17 protein-coding genes are annotated in these 17,518 nt (G+C 70.7%); 10 read left to right on the top strand and 7 right to left on the bottom strand.

Annotation, left to right across the window (positions count from 1 at the left end):
• Positions 1-28: 28 nt before the first annotated feature.
• The 4 genes from YWW_RS0102080 to YWW_RS27815 all read left to right on the top strand — a co-directional run bounded on the left by YWW_RS0102080 (position 29) and on the right by YWW_RS27815 (position 5,178).
• Positions 29-235 carry a hypothetical protein gene (locus tag YWW_RS0102080; protein WP_026928789.1) on the top strand — a complete coding sequence of 69 codons (207 nt, stop codon included), beginning with the start codon at positions 29-31 and terminating at the stop codon, positions 233-235.
• A gap of 40 nt (positions 236-275) precedes the next feature.
• Complete coding sequence (locus YWW_RS37670) at positions 276-3,251, top strand: helix-turn-helix transcriptional regulator (RefSeq protein WP_026928788.1); 2,976 nt, start codon at positions 276-278, stop codon at positions 3,249-3,251.
• Between the two features lie 91 nt (positions 3,252-3,342).
• The gene (locus YWW_RS0102070; RefSeq protein WP_026928787.1) at positions 3,343-4,872 is read left to right on the top strand and encodes a multicopper oxidase family protein; all 1,530 of its coding nucleotides are present in this window, start codon (positions 3,343-3,345) and stop codon (positions 4,870-4,872) included.
• 87 nt (positions 4,873-4,959) lie between these two features.
• Positions 4,960-5,178 (top strand): hypothetical protein, encoded by a 219-nt coding sequence (locus YWW_RS27815; RefSeq protein ID WP_035697440.1) that lies wholly within the window; start codon positions 4,960-4,962, stop codon positions 5,176-5,178.
• A 10-nt stretch (positions 5,179-5,188) separates the two neighbouring features.
• Here YWW_RS27815 and larC read toward each other — a convergent pair whose 3' ends face one another.
• Together larC and larB are read right to left on the bottom strand one after the other, a co-directional pair.
• Positions 5,189-6,358: a nickel pincer cofactor biosynthesis protein LarC gene (gene larC, locus YWW_RS0102060; protein ID WP_026928786.1), complete on the bottom strand. Its 1,170-nt coding sequence runs from the start codon at positions 6,356-6,358 to the stop codon at positions 5,189-5,191.
• On the bottom strand, positions 6,355-7,041 hold the full coding sequence (gene larB, locus YWW_RS27810; RefSeq protein WP_035697441.1) for a nickel pincer cofactor biosynthesis protein LarB: 687 nt from the start codon (positions 7,039-7,041) through the stop codon (positions 6,355-6,357). The genes larC and larB overlap by 4 nt, the downstream gene beginning before the upstream one ends.
• 328 nt (positions 7,042-7,369) lie before the next feature.
• On the opposite strand from larB, the gene YWW_RS0102050 reads away from it, so the two are divergent.
• The 4 genes from YWW_RS0102050 to YWW_RS0102035 all read left to right on the top strand — a co-directional run bounded on the left by YWW_RS0102050 (position 7,370) and on the right by YWW_RS0102035 (position 10,325).
• The gene (locus YWW_RS0102050) at positions 7,370-8,110 is read left to right on the top strand and encodes a glycerophosphodiester phosphodiesterase (RefSeq protein ID WP_026928785.1); all 741 of its coding nucleotides are present in this window, start codon (positions 7,370-7,372) and stop codon (positions 8,108-8,110) included.
• 131 nt (positions 8,111-8,241) lie between these two features.
• Positions 8,242-8,646 carry an ATP-binding protein gene (locus YWW_RS27805; protein WP_051325267.1) on the top strand — a complete coding sequence of 135 codons (405 nt, stop codon included), beginning with the start codon at positions 8,242-8,244 and terminating at the stop codon, positions 8,644-8,646.
• A 4-nt stretch (positions 8,647-8,650) separates the two neighbouring features.
• Positions 8,651-9,904, top strand: a complete 1,254-nt coding sequence (locus YWW_RS27800; protein WP_051325266.1) for a glycosyltransferase 87 family protein — start codon at positions 8,651-8,653, stop codon at positions 9,902-9,904.
• 85 nt (positions 9,905-9,989) lie between these two features.
• Positions 9,990-10,325 carry a TFIIB-type zinc ribbon-containing protein gene (locus tag YWW_RS0102035; RefSeq protein WP_026928784.1) on the top strand — a complete coding sequence of 112 codons (336 nt, stop codon included), beginning with the start codon at positions 9,990-9,992 and terminating at the stop codon, positions 10,323-10,325.
• A gap of 78 nt (positions 10,326-10,403) precedes the next feature.
• Here the strand turns inward: YWW_RS0102035 and YWW_RS27795 are convergent, their stop codons facing one another.
• Positions 10,404-13,118 (bottom strand): replicative DNA helicase, encoded by a 2,715-nt coding sequence (locus YWW_RS27795; RefSeq protein WP_081687121.1) that lies wholly within the window; start codon positions 13,116-13,118, stop codon positions 10,404-10,406.
• Positions 13,119-13,468: 350 nt separating this feature from the next.
• Here YWW_RS27795 and YWW_RS0102025 point away from each other — a divergent pair, with 350 nt between their 5' ends.
• A complete protein-coding gene (locus YWW_RS0102025) occupies positions 13,469-13,858 on the top strand; it encodes a hypothetical protein (RefSeq protein WP_026928783.1) in 390 nt (129 codons plus the stop codon).
• Between the two features lie 93 nt (positions 13,859-13,951).
• Here YWW_RS0102025 and rplI read toward each other — a convergent pair whose 3' ends face one another.
• Genes rplI through rpsF form a run of 4 tightly spaced genes read right to left on the bottom strand, consistent with a single transcriptional unit; the run spans position 13,952 to position 15,555 of the window.
• On the bottom strand, positions 13,952-14,413 hold the full coding sequence (gene rplI, locus YWW_RS0102020) for a 50S ribosomal protein L9 (protein WP_026928782.1): 462 nt from the start codon (positions 14,411-14,413) through the stop codon (positions 13,952-13,954).
• 15 nt (positions 14,414-14,428) lie between these two features.
• On the bottom strand, positions 14,429-14,674 hold the full coding sequence (gene rpsR / locus YWW_RS0102015) for a 30S ribosomal protein S18 (protein WP_026928781.1): 246 nt from the start codon (positions 14,672-14,674) through the stop codon (positions 14,429-14,431).
• A gap of 41 nt (positions 14,675-14,715) precedes the next feature.
• The gene (locus tag YWW_RS0102010) at positions 14,716-15,225 is read right to left on the bottom strand and encodes a single-stranded DNA-binding protein (protein WP_026928780.1); all 510 of its coding nucleotides are present in this window, start codon (positions 15,223-15,225) and stop codon (positions 14,716-14,718) included.
• Positions 15,226-15,264: 39 nt separating this feature from the next.
• Entirely contained in the window at positions 15,265-15,555 is a 291-nt protein-coding gene (gene rpsF / locus YWW_RS0102005; RefSeq protein ID WP_026928779.1) for a 30S ribosomal protein S6, read from the bottom strand.
• A gap of 276 nt (positions 15,556-15,831) precedes the next feature.
• Here rpsF and YWW_RS0102000 point away from each other — a divergent pair, with 276 nt between their 5' ends.
• Complete coding sequence (locus YWW_RS0102000; RefSeq protein ID WP_026928778.1) at positions 15,832-17,493, top strand: fumarate hydratase; 1,662 nt, start codon at positions 15,832-15,834, stop codon at positions 17,491-17,493.
• The last annotated feature ends 25 nt before the right edge of the window (positions 17,494-17,518 follow it).

Genomic DNA, 17,518 nt, shown 5'->3' with positions numbered 1-17,518 from the left:
AAGCGAGAACGACACCAAGGGAAGCACCATGAACGACCACGAACTCCACTACCTGCACTACGCCCGCTCCCGCGAGCTCATCGCCGAGGCCGAGCGCGCCCGCGAGGCGCAGCGCGTCCACAAGGCCGCGAAGGCCGAGCGGCGCGAGCGCCTGGCCGCCCGCGTCGGGAAGGCCTTCGGCCGCAAGGAAGAGCGGCCCGCCAAGGCGGCCCGCCGCCTCCAGACCGCGAAATAAGAACACCGGAATGTCACGAGGCCGTGTCATGATTACGGACATGCCGCGACTCGGTTCCGATCTCCCGCTCTTCGCCCGCGACAACGAGCTCGCGACGCTGCGGTGCGCCCTGGACCAGGCCCGGGACGGCAAGCCCGCCACGATCCTCATCTCGGGCGACGCGGGAGTCGGGAAATCCCGGCTCATGCAGGAATTCACCACCGGCGTCGGTGGCGGTGTGCTCACCGCCACCGGCCACTGCCTCGACACCGCCGACTCGGCCCTGCCCTACCTGCCGTTCGCCGAGGTGATCGGCACGCTCGCCCGCCGGTACCCCGACGTGGTCGACAGATTCCCCGGCCTCGGACCGCTCCTGCCCGGGCAGACCCACCGCGCCGAAGGCGAGCTCGGCCGCCTCGGCCTGTTCGAGGCGTTCAGCGCCGCGCTCGCCGAAGTCACCGACGCCCAGCCCCTCGTCCTGGTCCTGGAGGACCTCCACTGGGCCGACCGCTCCAGCCGCGACCTCCTCGCCTTCCTCACCTCCCGCCTGACCGACCAGCCCGTCCTCGTCCTCGGCACCTACAGGGCCGACGCCCTCCACCGCTCCCACCCGCTGCGGCCCCTCATCGCCGAGCTCGTGCGCCTGCCCGCCGTCGAACGCCTCCACCTCAACCCCTTCGACCCCCAGCGCACCGCCGACTTCGTGCGCGAGCTCAACACCGGACTCGACGAGGAGAGCGTCGCCAAGATCGCCGCCGCCAGCGAGGGCAACGCCTTCCTCGCCGAAGAGCTGGCCGCCGCCGAGACCCACACCGTCACCTTCGAGCTCGCCGAGGTCCTCCTCTCCCGCCTCGAACGCCTCCCCGACACCGCCCAGCAGGTGGTGCGCCTCGCCTCCGTCATCGGCCGCCTGTTCACCCACCGGCGCCTCAACGCCGCCGCCTGGTCGCTGCTCGACGAGACCGGCATCAAGCACGAGCGCGAACTCGACCAGGCGCTGCGGGCCGCGATCTCCCACGGCATCATCGTCCAGAAGAGCGCCGACACCTACGCCTTCCGGCACGCCCTGCTCGGCGAGGCCGTCTACACCGACCTCCTCCCGGGCGAGCGCAGCCGCTACCACCAGCGCATCGCCGAATCGCTCGCCGGCGACACCGGCAAGGGCGCCGCCGCCGAGCTCGCCCACCACGCGCACGAGTCCGGCGACCTGCCCACCGCGCTGGCCGCGTCCGTCAAGGCCGCCCACGAGGCCGACGAGCTCTCGGCGCCAGCCGAGGCGCTCCTGCACTTCGAGCGCGCGCTGCGCCTGCTGGACAGCGTCCCCGAGGACGAACGCCCGAAAGGATGCTCGGAGCTGAGCCTCACGCTGGGAGCGAGCGGCCAGGCCGAGGCCAGCGGCGAGTTCAAGCGGGCGCTGTCCTACTCCAGCGCCGCGGTCGCCCTCGCCGACCGCGGCGGCGACCCGATCCAGGCCGCCGGGACCCGCCGCAAGTACGCCAAGCACCTGCTCGTCATGGAGGGCACCGAAGCCGAGGCCCACCGCGTCGCCCTAGAGGCGTGGGAGCTGGTCAAGGACGACCCGCCGCACGCCACGAAGGCGTGGACCCAGGCGATCCTGGCCCGCACCCACCACGTCATGCGCGACTACGACGAGGCCGCCGCCTGGGCCGAGCGGACCATCGCCACCGCCGACGCGATCGACGGCCCCGGCGGGCACGTCGCCGCCAAGGCCGACGCCCTGCTCTCGGCGGGCTCGGCCCTCTTCCGGCAGGGCGGCGACATCGACAAGACCCTGCGGCTCCACGATCAGGGCCGCGAGCTGGTGCGCGGCACCGGCTGGCACGAGGTCGAACTGCGCTCCCACTTCAGCGCCGGCCTCGCCCACCTCGAGAAGGCGCAGATCGCCCTGGCCCTGGCCGAGTTCGACCAGGGCATGGCCCGCGCCCGCGACACCGGCTACAAGTGGAGCGCCTACGGCACCGAGACCGCCGTGCGCCAGGTCATCTGCAACTACATGCTCGGCGACTGGGACGCCGCCGAAGCCGCCGCCGAGATGGCCGCCACCGTCGTGCCCGGCGTGGTCATGACCCGGCTCGCCGCCGCGGCGCTGCTGGTCGACGTCGCGCGCGGCCGCTTCGAGGCGGCCGACCGGCGCCTGGCCTACCTCGCCGACCGCTGGCAGGTCGACGGCCAGGTCCTGGCGCTCACCGGGCTGTGCGGCACCGAGCTGGAGTGCTGGCGGGGCCGCCCCGCCGAAGCCGTCGGGGCCGCGAAGCGGACCATCAGGCGGATCGAGCACCTCCCGGCCTACTACATGGCCGGCGTCTCGGTGTGCGTCGCCGGAGTCGCGGCCGCCGGCGACCTCGCCCAGGCCGCCCGGAGCCGCGGCGACCTCGCCGCCGCCAAGGACGCCGTAGGAGCGGGCGAGCACATCGCCGAACGCGGGCGGTTCTTCCTGAGCCACGGCAGGACCCTGTCGGGGACGCTCGGGCCCGAGGGCCGGGCGTGGGCCGCCGCGCTCGAAGCCGAGGCGTCCCGGCTGGACTGCGACGGCGAGCCCGAGCGGTGGCGCGAGGTCATCGACGCGTTCACGTACGGCGAGACCGGCGACGGCGAGCCCTACCGGCGGGCGTACGCGCGCTGGCGCCTGGCCGAGGCGCTGCTGGCGCGCGGCGGCGCCGAGGACCGCGCCGAGGCCGGCGAGCGCCTCGCCGCCGCCAAGGACACCGCCGAGCGGCTCGGCGCGAAGCCGCTGCTCGATCGGGTGTCCGCCCTGTCCGCGCGGGCCAGGCTCGACATCGCCTCGCCGGCGGCCGGGCCGCTCACCCCGCGCGAGCTGGACGTGCTGCGCCAGGTCGCCAAGGGCCTGACGAACCGGCAGATCGGCTCGGAGCTGTACATCTCCGAGAAGACCGTCAGCGTGCACCTCTCGCGGGCGATGTCGAAGCTCGGCGCCGCCAACCGCGCCGAGGCCGTCAACGCCGCCCACCTGCGCGGCTACCTCGCCGCCGACGGGGGAGGCACCACCAGCGGTTGACGCCGCTCGCGCGCGTAGTCCTCTGGGCGTACGCCGATTCACGTCCACGGCCCGATGCCGCGCGCCTTCCCTGACGACCAGGATTGCCCTCATGGAACGGCGTAAGGCTTTGAAGTGGTCCCTCATCGGCGGCGGCGGCGGCGTCGGCGCCCTCGTGTTCGGGGGCGGCGGCACGGTGGCCTACCTCTACAACGAGGCCAAGGTCGACACGGTCGGCAAGGTCGACTTCGACTCGCCGCTGGCGGTCCCCCCGCTGGCCGAGTCCGAACAGGACTCCTCGGGGGCGCGGGTGTTCACCCTGGAGGCGCAGTCCGGCGAGACCGAGTTCCGCAGTGGAGCCGCCACCCGGACATGGGGCCTCAACGGCTCCTACCTCGGGCCGACGATCCGCGCCAAGCGAGGAGAGGAGGTCGCCTTCGCGATCGGCAACGGCCTCGACGAGGAGACCTCGATCCACTGGCACGGCATGCACCTGCCCGCGGTCATGGACGGCGGCCCGCACCAGGCCGTCTCGCCCGGTGAGACCTGGACGCCCCAGTGGACGGTCAACCAGCCCGCGGCCACCCTGTGGTACCACCCGCACCCGCACGGGCGCACCGCCGAGCACGTCTACCGCGGCCTGGCCGGCATGTTCATCGTCGACGACGACGAGTCCGAGAGCCTGAACCTGCCCGGCGAGTACGGCGTCGACGACGTTCCCCTCATCGTCCAGGACCGCAAGTTCGACGACGGGAACCAGTTCGACGACTCGGGCGCGTTCCTGTCCTCCCAAGGGGTGCTCGGCGACCACATCCTCGTCAACGGCACGATCGGCCCGTACTTCGAGGTGGGCACCCGCCTGGTGCGGCTGCGGCTGCTCAACGGCTCGAACTCGCGGCTGTACAACTTCGGTTTCAGCGACGACCGGCCGTTCCACCTCATCGCCACCGACGGCGGCCTGCTGCCCGAGGCGCACGAGACCGAGCGGATCGAGCTCTCCCCCGGGGAGCGGGCCGAGATCGTCGTCGCCTTCGAGCCCGGCGAGACCGTCGAACTGCGCTCCTACCCGGCTGAGGAGGGCTACGTCTTCGGCCTGGGGCGGTTCAACGGCGCCGACGACCGCTTCGACGTGGTCCAGTTCCGGGCCGCGGGCTCCCTCACCGACGAGACCGAGATCCCCGCCTCGATGGGCACGGCCCCGGACCTCGAGGGCGCCGACGTCGCCGAAGAGCGGTCCTTCAAACTCTCGGGCACCTCGATCAACGGCGAGAAGATGGCGATGGACCGCATCGACTTCGGCGTCCGCGAAGGGAGCGTGGAGGTGTGGGAGGTGTCGAACAACGACGGCTACCTGCACAACTTCCACGTTCACGACGTCCAGTACCAGGTGCTCAGCGTCGACGACGAGACCCCGCCGCCGCACCTGCGCGGCTGGAAGGACACCGTGCGGCTGATCCCGCAGCGGAAGTACCGGCTGGCGATGCGCTTCAGCGACTACACCGACCCGAACCTGCCGTACATGTACCACTGCCACCTGCTCACCCACGAGGACCAGGGGATGATGGGCCAGTTCGTCGTCCTCGGCGAAGGCGAGGAGATCGGCACCGTCCCGCGGACTTCGAGCGCCCACGACCACTCCTAGAGCCCAGCGCCGGGCCGGCCACCGTAGGCACCCAGGCCGGCCCGGCGCTGTCCCCTCGGTCGAGCGGATCCGCCCTACACTGAGCTCATGCTCATAGTCATCGTATTCGGCGGGCTGCTGGCCATCATGGCCTTGATCGCCGTCTTCGCGGTGAAGGCCGGCGGCACCGGAAGGCCCGCCGGCGGCTCCACCTACCACAGCGGCACGTTCTTCCACGGGTCCACCGGAAGCGACGGCAGCGGATCCAATTGCGACACCGGCTCCAGCGGAGGCGGCGGTGGAGGCGACGGCGGAGGCGGCTGCTGACCGGCGCGGCTCAGTACCGCTCGGCCGCCAGCGCGCTCGCCTGCGCGATCACGACCTTGACCGGCCGCCCGAGCGCCGCCGAGGCCGCCACCGCGTCCTCGTACTCCACCGAGGCGTTCACGACCTCGCCGTCGTCGAGCGCCACCTTCACGCCGATCTCGTAGCCGTCGACCTCCACCGAGGTGTACCGCCGCTCGAGCGCGTGCTTGTCGACCTCGTAGGAGCGCATCCCGATCGTCGTCGTATGCCGCACCAGCGCCGAGCGCACCGCCCGCACCGCCTCGGCCCGGCACAGCACGTGCACCGTGTGCGCCGGACGGCCCTTCTTCATCAGGATCGGCGTCAGCCACGCGTCCGAGGCCCCCGCCTCCAGCAGCGCCGCCAGCGCCTGCGGCCACAGCCGCGGATCCAGATCATCCACATTGGTCTCGATGACGACCGGTCGGCGCACCGCCGCGCCCACCTCGCGGCCCACGACGATCCGCAGCAGGTTCGCCCGCTCCTCGGGGTCGCGCCCGCCCGCGCCCACGCCCACGCGCTCCACGACCATCTCCGGCATCGGCCCGAACGCGTCGGCGTTCGCCGCGATGATCGCCGCGCCGGTCGGCGTGCACGCCTCATACGGCACACCGCCGACCGACGGCGCCTCGGCGTCGGCCAGGACCCGCAGCACCGCGGGCGCGGGCAGCGGAATCGACCCGTGCGAGCCGCGCGTCGTCCCGCCGCCGACCGTCACCGTCGACGCGGTGACCCGCTCGGCCCCGAGCGCCTCCAGGCCCGCCGCGGCGCCCACGACGTCGGCGATCGAGTCGAGGGCCCCCACCTCGTGGAAGTGCACCTCGTCGACGTCGATGCCGTGAGCGGCGGCCTCGGCCTGCGCCAGGCGCCGGAAGGCCTCGGTCGCCCTCCGCCGCACCTCGCCGCCGAGATCGGCCTCCGCGATCAGATCGCGGATCGCCCGCCAGCGCCGGTCCACCGCCACGTCGGGGACCTCGACGTCGACCTTCACACCCTCCAGGCCGTGCCGCCGCACCGTCCGCGAGCTCAGCCGGATCCGCTCGACGCCGAGTGCGTCCACGGCGTCCTGCATGACGGCCAGATCGACACCGGCGCCGACCAAGGCGCCCAGGAACATGTCACCGCTCGCACCAGCAGAGCAGTCCAACCACGCGACCGTCACCGCTCCGCCTTCACACCCATGATGCGGACCGCGGCCATCGCCGCGCCGAACCCGTTGTCGATGTTCACCACGGTCACCCCCGGCGAGCAGGAGTTCAGCATCGTCAGCAGCGGCGCCAGCCCGCCGAACGCCGCCCCGTAGCCCACCGACGTCGGCACCGCCACCACCGGCGCGCTCACCAGGCCCGCCACCACGCTCGGCAGCGCCCCGTCCATGCCCGCCACGACGACCACGCACGCCGCCTCCCGCAGGCTCGGCAGCTCGCCCAGCAGGCGGTGCAGGCCCGCGACGCCGACGTCGGCCACCAGGTGCGCGTCGAGCCCGTTCGCCCTCGCGACGATCTCGGCCTCCTTCGCCACCGGCAGGTCCGAGGTCCCGGCGCACACCACCGCGAGCGGCCCGGCCTCCGGCTCGGGGAAGTCGCCGACCGCGGCGACCCCGGCCTCGCAGCGCGCCTCGGCGCCGAAGGACGCCTCGATCAGCTCGACGCAGGCCGCGTCGCACCGCGTGGCGACCGCGACCCTGCCGGGGTGCGATTCGCGGAGCGCCCGGAGCGCGGCGACCACCTGCTCCGGCGTCTTCCCGGCGGCGTAGACCGCCTCGGCCGCCCCGGTCCGCGCCGGACGGCCCGTGTCGATCCTGGCCCAACCGAGGTCCGTGTATCCCTGCTCATCGTGCTGCACGATCCGATCCTGTCACCCGCCCGTCTCCCACCACCACCCGAACCCGACTGAAGACCGCCCAACCGGCCCGTCTCCCACCACCACCCGAACCCGACTGAAGACCACCCAACCGGCCCGTCTCCCACCACCACCCGAACCCGACTGAAGACCACCCAACCGGCCCGTCTCCCACCACCACCCGAACCCGACTGAAGACCACCCAACCGGCCCGTCTCCCACCACCACCCGAACCCGACTGAAGACCACCCAACCGGCTGGTTCTCCACCACCACCGATCCCGACACCGTTACGTGGTGCCCCGTCCACGCGAAGCGGTTATCGTCATGGTGTGTCGCAACCGCTGATCGCCGCCCACCGCGGCGCCAACGAATTCCTCCCCGAGCACTCCCTGGCCGCCTACCGGCAGGCGATCGTCGAAGGCGCCGACGGATTCGAATGCGACATCCGGCTCACCGCCGACGGCCATCTCGTCCTCCACCACGACCGCACCGTCAAACGCACCTCCGACGGCAAGGGCGCCGTGTCCGATCTCACCCTCGCCCAGCTGCGGGAGTTCAACTTCGCCGCCCTCCACCCCGACTGCGGCGACGACCCCGAGGCCGCCCGCATCCCCACCCTCGAAGACCTGTTCGGCCTCGTCGCCGACTCCGGCAAGGACCTCAAACTCCTCATCGAGGCCAAACACCCCTCCAAGTTCGGGCCGCGCCTGGAGATGCGGCTGTGGGAGACCCTGAACCGCTGGCCGAAGATCGACGCCACCGTGATGTCCTTCTCACGGGCCGCCCTGAGGACCTGGCGCGAACTCGACCAGGACACCCCCCTGGTGTGGATCTTCGAATACCCCTTCCGCCGCCCGCCCGAAGGCGTCCAGGTCCTCAGCTCCCGCGTCGACCACGTCGAGTCCGCCCCCGCGTTCATCGAACGCACCCACGAGCAGGGCTACCAGGCGTGGGTCTGGACCGTCAACGACGCCGACACCGCACGCAGAATGGCCGAGGCCGGCGCCGAGCTCATCTTCACCGACCGGCCCGCCGCGATGCGCGAAGCGCTCCTCGGCACCGTCGGCTGACCGCCTCCGACCCTCCCGCACCGGCCGCGGACGACGGACTGGGGGTCCGTCTGTAATGCTGGCGTCAGGGCCACCGAGCAGGTAGGTTGCTGTATAGCTTTCGACGTTGCGGACCGCGGTGGGAGGGGTTCATGATGCCAGCGGCGACACCGGCGCCTGAGCGCCTCCGCGTCCCCCACCAGGCCGACGCCCCCACCATGGTCCGCCAATGGCTCCGCGAATCCCTCCCCGACCTGCCCGAGGACTGCCGCGACGACCTGCTCGTGTGCGCCACCGAACTGGTCTCCAACGCCGTGCGCCACGCCCGCCCCCTGCCCGCCGGCGACCTGTGCGTCGCGTGCAGCGTCGGCTCCCGCGACGTCGAGGTCCGCGTCGTCGACGGCGGCGGCCCCACCCGCCCCCGCGTATGCTCGGTCAGCTTCGACTCCGCCCACGGCAGAGGCATGTTCATCGTGTCCAAACTAGCCAGTGACTGGGGTTCGCGCTCCCGCGGCGATGGCACGCAGGAGGTCTGGGCGCGCATCCCCGTACGCTAGGCCTGTGTCCAAGCGACCCCTGATCCTCGACCTCCTCTTCTACGGCACCGCCGCGCTGTTCGCCGGCGCCACCGCGCTGTGGACGACGCTGGTCCCGCACGAGCACTGGGGCGCCGTCGCCGTCGGCGGCTACGGCCCGGCCGCGCTCGTCATCGCGATGCTGCTCACGCAATTGGGCGTGACCTGGTTCAAACGCGCGCTCGTCGCCGGAGCCACCGCCGCCGCAGTCGTCGCCATCCCCCTGACGGCGCAGGCGGTCGAACGGGCCGACGGCGCGAGCGGCCGCGCCCAGGAAGAGGTCCTCGTCGTCGAGGCCTCCGGCGAGCGCCTCCTGGAGACCGGCAGCCCCTACCTGCACGCCGACGCCATCGCCGCCCTGCCCGAACCGCTCCTCGGCTACAACCCCTACCAGCCGGGCATGGCCCTGTTCGGGCTGCCCGCGGCGCTGTTCGGCGAGCACTGGTGGACCGACGCGCGCCTGTACTTCGCGCTCGCCACCGCCGCCTGCCTGGCCGCCGCGGTCTGGCTGCTGCGCGGCCTCGCGGGCAAGGGCACGCTGCTGCGCGCGCTCCAGGCGAGCGTCCTCTTCCCGGTGTGCGCCTTGACGCTCACCACCGGCGGCGACGACATGCCCGTGGTCGGCCTGATGGTGCTGGCGCTGGCGTTCTGCGCGCGCGGACGCCGCCTCTCCGCCGGACTCGCCATCGGCGCGGCCGGGGCGCTGAAGCTGTTCGCCTGGCCGGTGGCGGTGGTCCTGGCGTTCCTGGTGTGGCGGAGCTCGGGCTCCCCGTCGGCCCTGCGCCGCTACCTGCTCGGCTTCGCCGTCCCCGTGGCGGCGACGATGGTCCCGGTGCTCGCCACCGACCCGCGCGGCTTCTACGACAACGTCATCGCCTTCGGCCTCGGCCACGGCGCGGTCGAATCGCCCGCCCAGTCGCCGCTGCCCGGATTCCTTGTGGCCCAATACGTCCCCGGCGGCGAAGTGATCGCGCCCGTCCTGCTCGGCGCGGCGGCACTGCTCATCGCGACGCTGCTGTGGCGCCGCCCGCCGACGACGGCCGCCGCGGCGGCGCTGTGGGGCGCCGCGGGGCTGTCGGCGGCGTTCCTGCTCATGCCGTCGACCCGCTTCGGCTACCTCCTCTACCCGGTCGTCCTCCTCGGGTGGTGGCTGCCGCTGCGGGACGCCGCCGCCACCGCGCCCCCGCCCGGTAGATCCGAAAGCCCCGGGCCGTCCCTGACCGTCGAATGGTGGCGCTGACGAATGATGGCGCGACGACCGATTCGCCTGGACGATCGGGTGCGCCCATTAGCGGATCACGACTTTTGCATGTACGGTGGCGCCCATGGATCTCACCTGTCCTAAATGCGGCGCTATGATGCGCCAGTACGAACGGAACCGCGTCACTGTGGACCAGTGCACCGAGTGCCGAGGGATCTTCCTCGACCGGGGCGAGCTGGAACACCTCATGGACGCCGAGGCGGCCTTCAACAACCCGCAGGGCGCGCCCGTGGCGCCCCCGGCGGCGCCGGCGCCCGCGCCGCAGTACCGCGAGGAGCGCCGATACGACGACCGTCGCTATGACGACCGCCGTCACCACGACGACCACTACCGCCGCGACGACTACTACTACAAGAAAAAGAAGAAGCGCTCCCTCTTCTCCGAGCTCTTCGACGACTGACCCCGAGCGACCGGACCTCGACCGCAGCGCCGGGCCCGGATTCCGAAACCGTCGCCGTGAGCGCGGGACGCTCCGCGCTCACACCGCCATGTCGACGAAGCGGGACAGGTGCAGTTGGGCGGCCACCGTGATCGTGTCGGTGGCCCCGTTGCGGTGCTTGGCGACGATGAAATCGGCCTCCCCGGCGCGCGGCGACTCCTTGTCGTAGTAGTCGTCGCGGTGCAGCAGGATGACCACGTCCGCATCCTGCTCAAGCGAGTTGTGACTTATGACACAATTTGCGATGAAGTTGTGAACCCCGAGCACGGTAGCGTCATAGACGTCCTGCTCGCCGATCGGCTCGATCGACTCGACCTTGTCCCAGAAGACGTCATTGACTGCGAGAAGAGTCAGATCCTGATCGGACAGGACCTCGGCGATCTTGGCCAGGCGTGGCCTGCTCGGCCCGCTCTTCCACATCGCATCCCCGCGATTGGCAATGTCGACCTGTCGGCACAGCTGCGCACGACTCACCCCGCGATCGGCCATCAACGCACGAATGCGGTTCCAGACCTCCGCAGGCAGAGTGTCACGCCCAATCCGCCTCCGACGAACTTCGAGTTCTGCCTTGCACACTTCCGCTCGTGCACCGCGTTCCCCGTGGACACCGATCTGTCGCAACCACTTCAGCTGGTCTGCTCCATCATGAATCCATAGCTGATACTGATCGCGATAACCGCCCTTCTTCCCCACGGTGATAGAAGATTGGATTTCGAATCGAAGCAACAACAGGCGAAGGTCGTCCACCAGCCGTCTGCTGGTCGAGGCGTAGTAGATCCGAGCCTGGCCTCCCTTGGCATCCCAACGCACGCTCCCGTCGGTCGCCCACAGGTGCCGCAGGAACAGGGCCACCTGATCGTTCGGCAGGGAGAAGACCCCGGCGGGCACGAACTTCTCGTGTGAGCGCTTGTCGAACAGCCCGAGCGAGTCGAGCCAGGCGGCGATCGGGTTCCGTTTGCCGTGAGTGAGACGGTACGGCGCCCGGAGTCTGAGTGTCGCCACTCGGGCCGCAGCGTAATCGTCGCGGACAGCCGTGACCCCGAAGTGCTCCGCCGCCTTGGTCACCGCTTCGAGGTTCGCCTCGTCCACGCTGGCATAGCGGATGGGCTGGCGTTTCACCATCGAGCCGTCGCCGATCATGTGGGCGAGGAGGACGACCTCCGCCTCCGGCCATTCCTCGGCCTTGAGCGGCTCGGGCACCTCGCGGGGGGTCGCGATCCGGGAGCCGACGGCGAGATCGCGCAGCTCCACCCATCCGTCGACGGTGAGGAACCGGTGGTTGGCCGTGGCCTCGATCTCCTTGCCGGAGGTCAGCGTCATTCGAAAGACCTCCTTCCGGCCGCTGGGGAAGGCGTGGGTGAGCGTGTGCGGTTCGATCCGCAGCCGCTCATCGGCGGCCCAGACCGGCACGTCCTCGGCGCCCGACGACACCAGCTCCCCGAGGGTGGTCTCGGCGCCGGTGTCGGCTCGCAGCAGCCTTGTCGAGGCGGTCAAGCAGCCGGACTCGCGGAGGTCCGACAGCTGCGGGCGCTTGTCGGTGCGCTGCTCGGGGCCGCGGTTGAGCTGGGCGACCGCGATCACCGGGCATTCGATCTCCTTGGCCAGCAGCTTGAGGCCGCGGCTGATCTCGGAGACCTCCTGCTGCCTCGACTCGACCTTCTTCGGCGAGGTCATCAGCTGGAGGTAGTCGACCACCATGAGCTTGAGGTCGTGGCGCTGCTTGAGCCGCCGGGCCTTGGCGCGGATCTCCATCATCGTCATCGACGCGGTGTCGTCGACGAACAGCGGCGCCTCGGAGATGTCGCCCATCCGCTTGGCCAGGCGCGTCCAGTCGTCGTCGGACAGATCGCCCGAGCGCAGGACGTGCATCGGGACGCGGGTCTCGGCGCTGAGCAGGCGCATGACGATCTCGAGCTTGCTCATCTCCAGGCTGAACAGGGCGGCGGCGTGCCGGTGGTGGAGGGACGCGTGCCGCATGAAGTCCATCGCGGCGGTGGACTTGCCCAGGCCGGGGCGGCCGGCGACGATGATGAGCTGGCCGGGCTGGAGGCCCGACAGGAGCCGGTCGAGGTCGGCGAAGCCGGTGGGCACGCCGGTCAGGACGCCTTGGTTGGCGCCGATCGCCTCGATCTCGTCCATGGCCGGCTGGAGGAGGTCGGACAGGATCGAGAAGTCCTCGCTCTGGCGTTTGTCGGTGACGTCGTAGACGGCCTGCTGGGCGAGGTCGACCAGGTCGTCGATGTCGCGGCCGCCCTGGCCGCCGCCGTAGCCGTACTGGACGACCTTGGTGCCGGCCTCGATGAGGCGGCGCAGGATCGCCTTGTCCTTGACGATGCGGGCGTAGTAGCCGGCGTTCGCGGCGGTGGGGACCGCGTCGAGGAGGTCGTGCAGGTAGGGGCCGCCGCCGACCTTGCCGAGGTCGCCGGAGTCGGCGAGCGCGGCGGCGATGGTGACCGCGTCGGCGGGCTCGCCGTTCCCGAACTTGTCGAGGATGGCGTCGAAGATGATGCCGTGGCTGGGCTTGTAGAAGTCGCTCGACTTGAGGGTCTCGAGGACGTCGGCGATGGCGTCCTTGCTCATGAGCATGCCGCCGAGGACCGACTGCTCGGCCGCGAGGTCTTGAGGCGGGGTGCGCTCGTAGGCGCGGGCGCCGCCGAAGGGGTCGTCCTGCGGCGGGTCGTCGAAGTACGGACCGGCGGTTCGCGCCCCGTTCGAACCTCGCGAGTAGCCGCCTTCGGTTGACACGTCGGTCATTTCGCCACCCCCTCCGGACACCGTGCGTTCATGGAGAATCTACCGCCCGGGTACGACACCGAGCGGCGTCAATGACGCTATGTCGTTCGGGCCGTCGGCGCAAACAACCCTGTGGACAAGCTGTGGACAAGGCTGTGGACAAGCTGTGGATAACTCGGCTCGGCCTGTGGACAAGCTGTGGACAGAAACGGAATTCCTGCTCATGTTGCGCGTCTGATCTGCGGATTCTTCATCCACCGCCTGTGGATGAGAATTTCTTCGTGCCAACTTGGCATGATGGTGGGGACAGCGCTCGCCGCACCCCGCGCTCGCCACCGGCCCGGGGGCCCCGCCGTGACGAAAGGCCCGAGATGACCTCGAATGAGAGCCCCGAGCGGCGACCGCGCCTGGATCCCGAGGGCGACGACCGGCCCGGGGAGCGGGCGTTCACTCCGACGTTGCTGGTGACGCTGGCGTGGTACGTCGTGCCGGGGCTCGTGTACCTGGTGTGGGTGGTCTCACACCCGGCGGTGGAGGCGAACTGCGCCGACACGGGCTGCTCGGCGGCGGCCCGGATCTCGGCGACGCTCTCGGGCGGGTGGGCGTGGCTGGGCTCCTCGCTGACGGCGAGCCTGCTGGTGGCGGTGCTGCTGCGCCTGCCGCGCGCGGGCTGGCGCGCGGGGGTGGCGGGAACGGCCGCGGCGATCCTGGGCGCGGGCCTGGTGACGGTGGTGCTGCGGACGGCCGGCTGGGTGATCTGACCCTGAGCCGGCGGACCCGAGAGGTTCACTCGAAGGCGGGAACGAAGTGGAGGCGGGGTCGCGTACGCGACCCCGCCTCCACTTCGTTCGGCGCTACTTCTTGCGGCGCTTGGCCGGGGTGACCTGAAGCTTGAACTTCGCGGTCACCTCCGGGTGCAGCTTCACCGAGATGTCGTACGTGCCGATGGACTTGATCGTCCCCGGCAGCTCGACGCGGCGGCGGTCGATCTTCGGGCCGCCGGCCTCGTCGACGGCCTTGACGACATCGGCCGCGGTGATGGAGCCGAAGAGCCGGCCCGCGTCGCCCACGCGGGCGACGATGTGGGCGTCGGTCTGCTTCAGCCGCTCGGAAATGGTGCGGGCCTGGTCGAGGTCGTGGACCTCGCGGGCCGCGCGGGCGCGCTGGATCGAGTCGACCTGCTTCTGGCCGCCCTTGGTCCAGGCGATCGCCAGGCCCTGGGGCAGCAGGTAGTTGCGTCCGTAGCCGGGCTTGACCTCGACGACGTCACCGGCCGAGCCCAGGTTGGCGACCTCATGAGTCAGGATGATCTTCATAAGTGCGCTCCTTCCTTAACGGGTCTGGCTGGTGTACGGGAGCAGCGCCATTTCGCGGGCGTTCTTGACGGCCGCGGCGATCTGCCGCTGCTGCTGCGAGGTGACGCCGGTGACACGGCGGGCACGGATCTTGCCGCGGTCGGAGATGAACTTCCGCAGCAGCGCCGTGTCCTTGTAGTCGACGTACTCGATGCCCTCCTTCTCAAGAGGGTTGGGCTTCTTCTTCGGCTTCCGCAGGGGAGCCGACTTCGGGTTGGCCATTGATGTCTTGCCTTACTTGGATCGATCCGGGTCTGGCCCGGTTAGAACGGCGGGTCCTCGTCGAAGCCCTGGCTGCCGGATGCAGAGCCGGAGCTCTGACCGGCCGGGGCGGCCGAGGCCCAAGGGTCGTCCGGAACGGCACCGCCGCCGCCACCGCCCCCGAACTGGGAGCGGCCGCCGCCTCCGCCGCCGGACTTGTTGATCTTCGCCGTGGCGAATCGCAGCGCCGGGCCGACTTCCTCGACGTCGAGCTCGTACACCGTGCGCTTCTCGCCCTCGCGGGTCTCGTAGCTGCGCTGCTTGAGCTTGCCCTGCACGATCACGCGGGTGCCGCGTGACAGGGACTCGGCGACGTTCTCGGCGTACTGGCGCCAGACGCTGCAGGTCAGGAACATCGCCTCGCCGTCGCGCCACTGGTTCGACTCGCGGTCGAAGGTGCGCGGGGTCGAGGCGATCCGGAACTTCGCGACGGCTGCACCGGACGGCGTGTAACGCAGTTCCGGGTCGTCGACGAGGTTGCCGATAACCGTGATGACTGTCTCTCCTGCCATGACCTCTTCTCCCTAAGGTCTCGCAGTTGCAATGTCGGGTTACCGAAGCTCCGGCCGCAGCACCTTGGTCCGCAGCACCGACTCGTTGAGCCGCAGCTGCCGGTCCATCTCCGCCACGGGAGCGGGCTCGGACTGCAGGTCGACGACGGCGTAGATGCCTTCGCTGTTCTTCTCGATCTCGTAGGCGAGACGACGCCGGCCCCAGACGTCGATCTTGTCGACCGCGCCTCCGGCGTCCTTGACGCCCTTCAGGAACCGCTCCAGCGTCGGGCTGACCTGGGTCTCCTCGACGTTCGGGTCGAAGATCACCATGAGTTCGTAATGCCGCAAGATCGCTCCACCTCCTCTGGTCTCATCGGCCGCGGTCTCTCCGCGGCAGGAGGGTCACTTGCTCGCTGCCCGCCGGGCCACACCTCACCGGAGGCGGCCGGGTGGACAACCTGGCAATCGTACCTGCGTTGACGTGGTCCGATTCTGCCGGACCGCGTCCATGTGACGCTACCAATGGGCACCGACAAGTCGGGGTGCGCGGCCTCCGCCCGCATCGCGCGTGAGGCGGGGCGCTCCCCGCCCGGCGGGGAGTGCCCCGCGCGCTAAGTTGGAACGGTGACTGGCGCGTTCGAATACACCGACCTGCTTCCCATCGGACCCGACACGACGGAGTATCGGCTGCTGACCAAGGACGGGGTCGGTGTGACCGAGGCCGCCGGGCGGCGGTTCCTCACCGTCGAGCCGCAGGTGCTCACGGAGCTCGCCGCGGAGGCGATCCACGACATCTCCCACTACCTGCGCCCGGCGCACCTGGCGCAGCTGCGCTCGATCCTGGACGACCCCGAGGCGAGCGGCAACGACCGCTTCGTGGCGATGGACCTGCTCAAGAACGCCAACATCGCCTCGGGCGGGGTGCTGCCGATGTGCCAGGACACCGGCACGGCGATCGTCATGGGCAAGCGGGGCCGGCACGTCCTGACCGACGGGCGCGACGCCGAGCACCTCTCGCGGGGCGTGTGGCAGGCCTACCGGGACCTGAACCTGCGCTACAGCCAGATGGCGCCGCTGACGACGTGGGACGAGAAGAACACCGGCTCGAACCTGCCGGCGCAGATCGAGCTGTACGCCGAGGGCGACGACGCCTACAAACTGCTGTTCATCGCGAAGGGCGGGGGCAGCGCGAACAAGTCGTTCCTGTTCCAGGAGACCAAGGCGATCCTGAACCCGGAGGCGATGATGGCCTTCCTGGACGCGAAGCTGCGGCAGATCGGCACGGCCGCGTGCCCGCCGTACCACCTGGCGATCGTGATCGGCGGCACCAGCGCGGAGTACGCGCTCAAGACCGCGAAGTACGCCTCGACGAAGTACCTCGACTCGATGCCGCTCGAGGGCTCGGCCGCGGGGCACGGCTTCCGCGACGTCGAGCTCGAGCAGCGGGTGCTGGAGCTGACGCGGAACTTCGGGATCGGGGCGCAGTTCGGCGGCAAGTACTTCTGCCATGACGTGCGGGTGATCCGGCTGCCGCGCCACGGCGCCTCGCTGCCGGTGGCGGTGGCGGTCTCGTGCTCGGCCGACCGGCAGGCGCTGGCGAAGGTCACCGCCGAGGGCGTGTTCCTGGAGCGGCTGGAGACCGACCCGTCGGGGTACATGCCGGACACCGAGGAGACGGATCTGGAGGGGGACGTCGTCCGCATCGACTTGAACCGGCCGATGTCCGAGATCCGCGAGGAGCTGTCGAAGCACCCGGTGAAGACGCGGCTGTCGCTGTCGGGGCCGCTGGTGGTGGCGAGGGACATCGCGCACGCGAAGATCAAGGAGCGCCTGGACGCGGGCGAGCCGATGCCGGACTACCTGCGGGACCACGCGGTGTACTACGCGGGCCCGGCGAAGACCCCGGAGGGCTACGCCTCGGGTTCGTTCGGCCCGACCACGGCCGGGCGGATGGACTCGTACGTGGACCGGTTCCAGGCGGCGGGCGGTTCGATGGTGATGCTGGCGAAGGGGAACCGCTCGCAGCAGGTGACCGACGCGTGCAAGTCCCACGGCGGCTTCTACCTCGGTTCGATCGGCGGCCCGGCCGCGAAGCTGGCGCAGGACAACATCAAGGCCATGGAGGTCCTGGAGTATCCGGAGCTGGGCATGGAGGCGGTCTGGAAGATCGAGGTGGAGGACTTCCCGGCGTTCATCGTGGTGGACGACAAGGGCAACGACTTCTTCGAGGACACGCGGCAGCCGGTGTTGACGGTGGGCCGCAAGCCGAAGATCACCGTGTCCTGAACGCGCGGACGTGCGGGGCCCGCCG

Source organism: Glycomyces tenuis DSM 44171 (assembly GCF_000427885.1).
GTDB classification, from domain to species: Bacteria; Actinomycetota; Actinomycetes; order Mycobacteriales; family Micromonosporaceae; genus Glycomyces; species Glycomyces tenuis.
The sequence above is the reverse complement of the archived record's forward strand: the minus strand, read 5'-3'. Positions and strand labels throughout refer to the sequence as shown.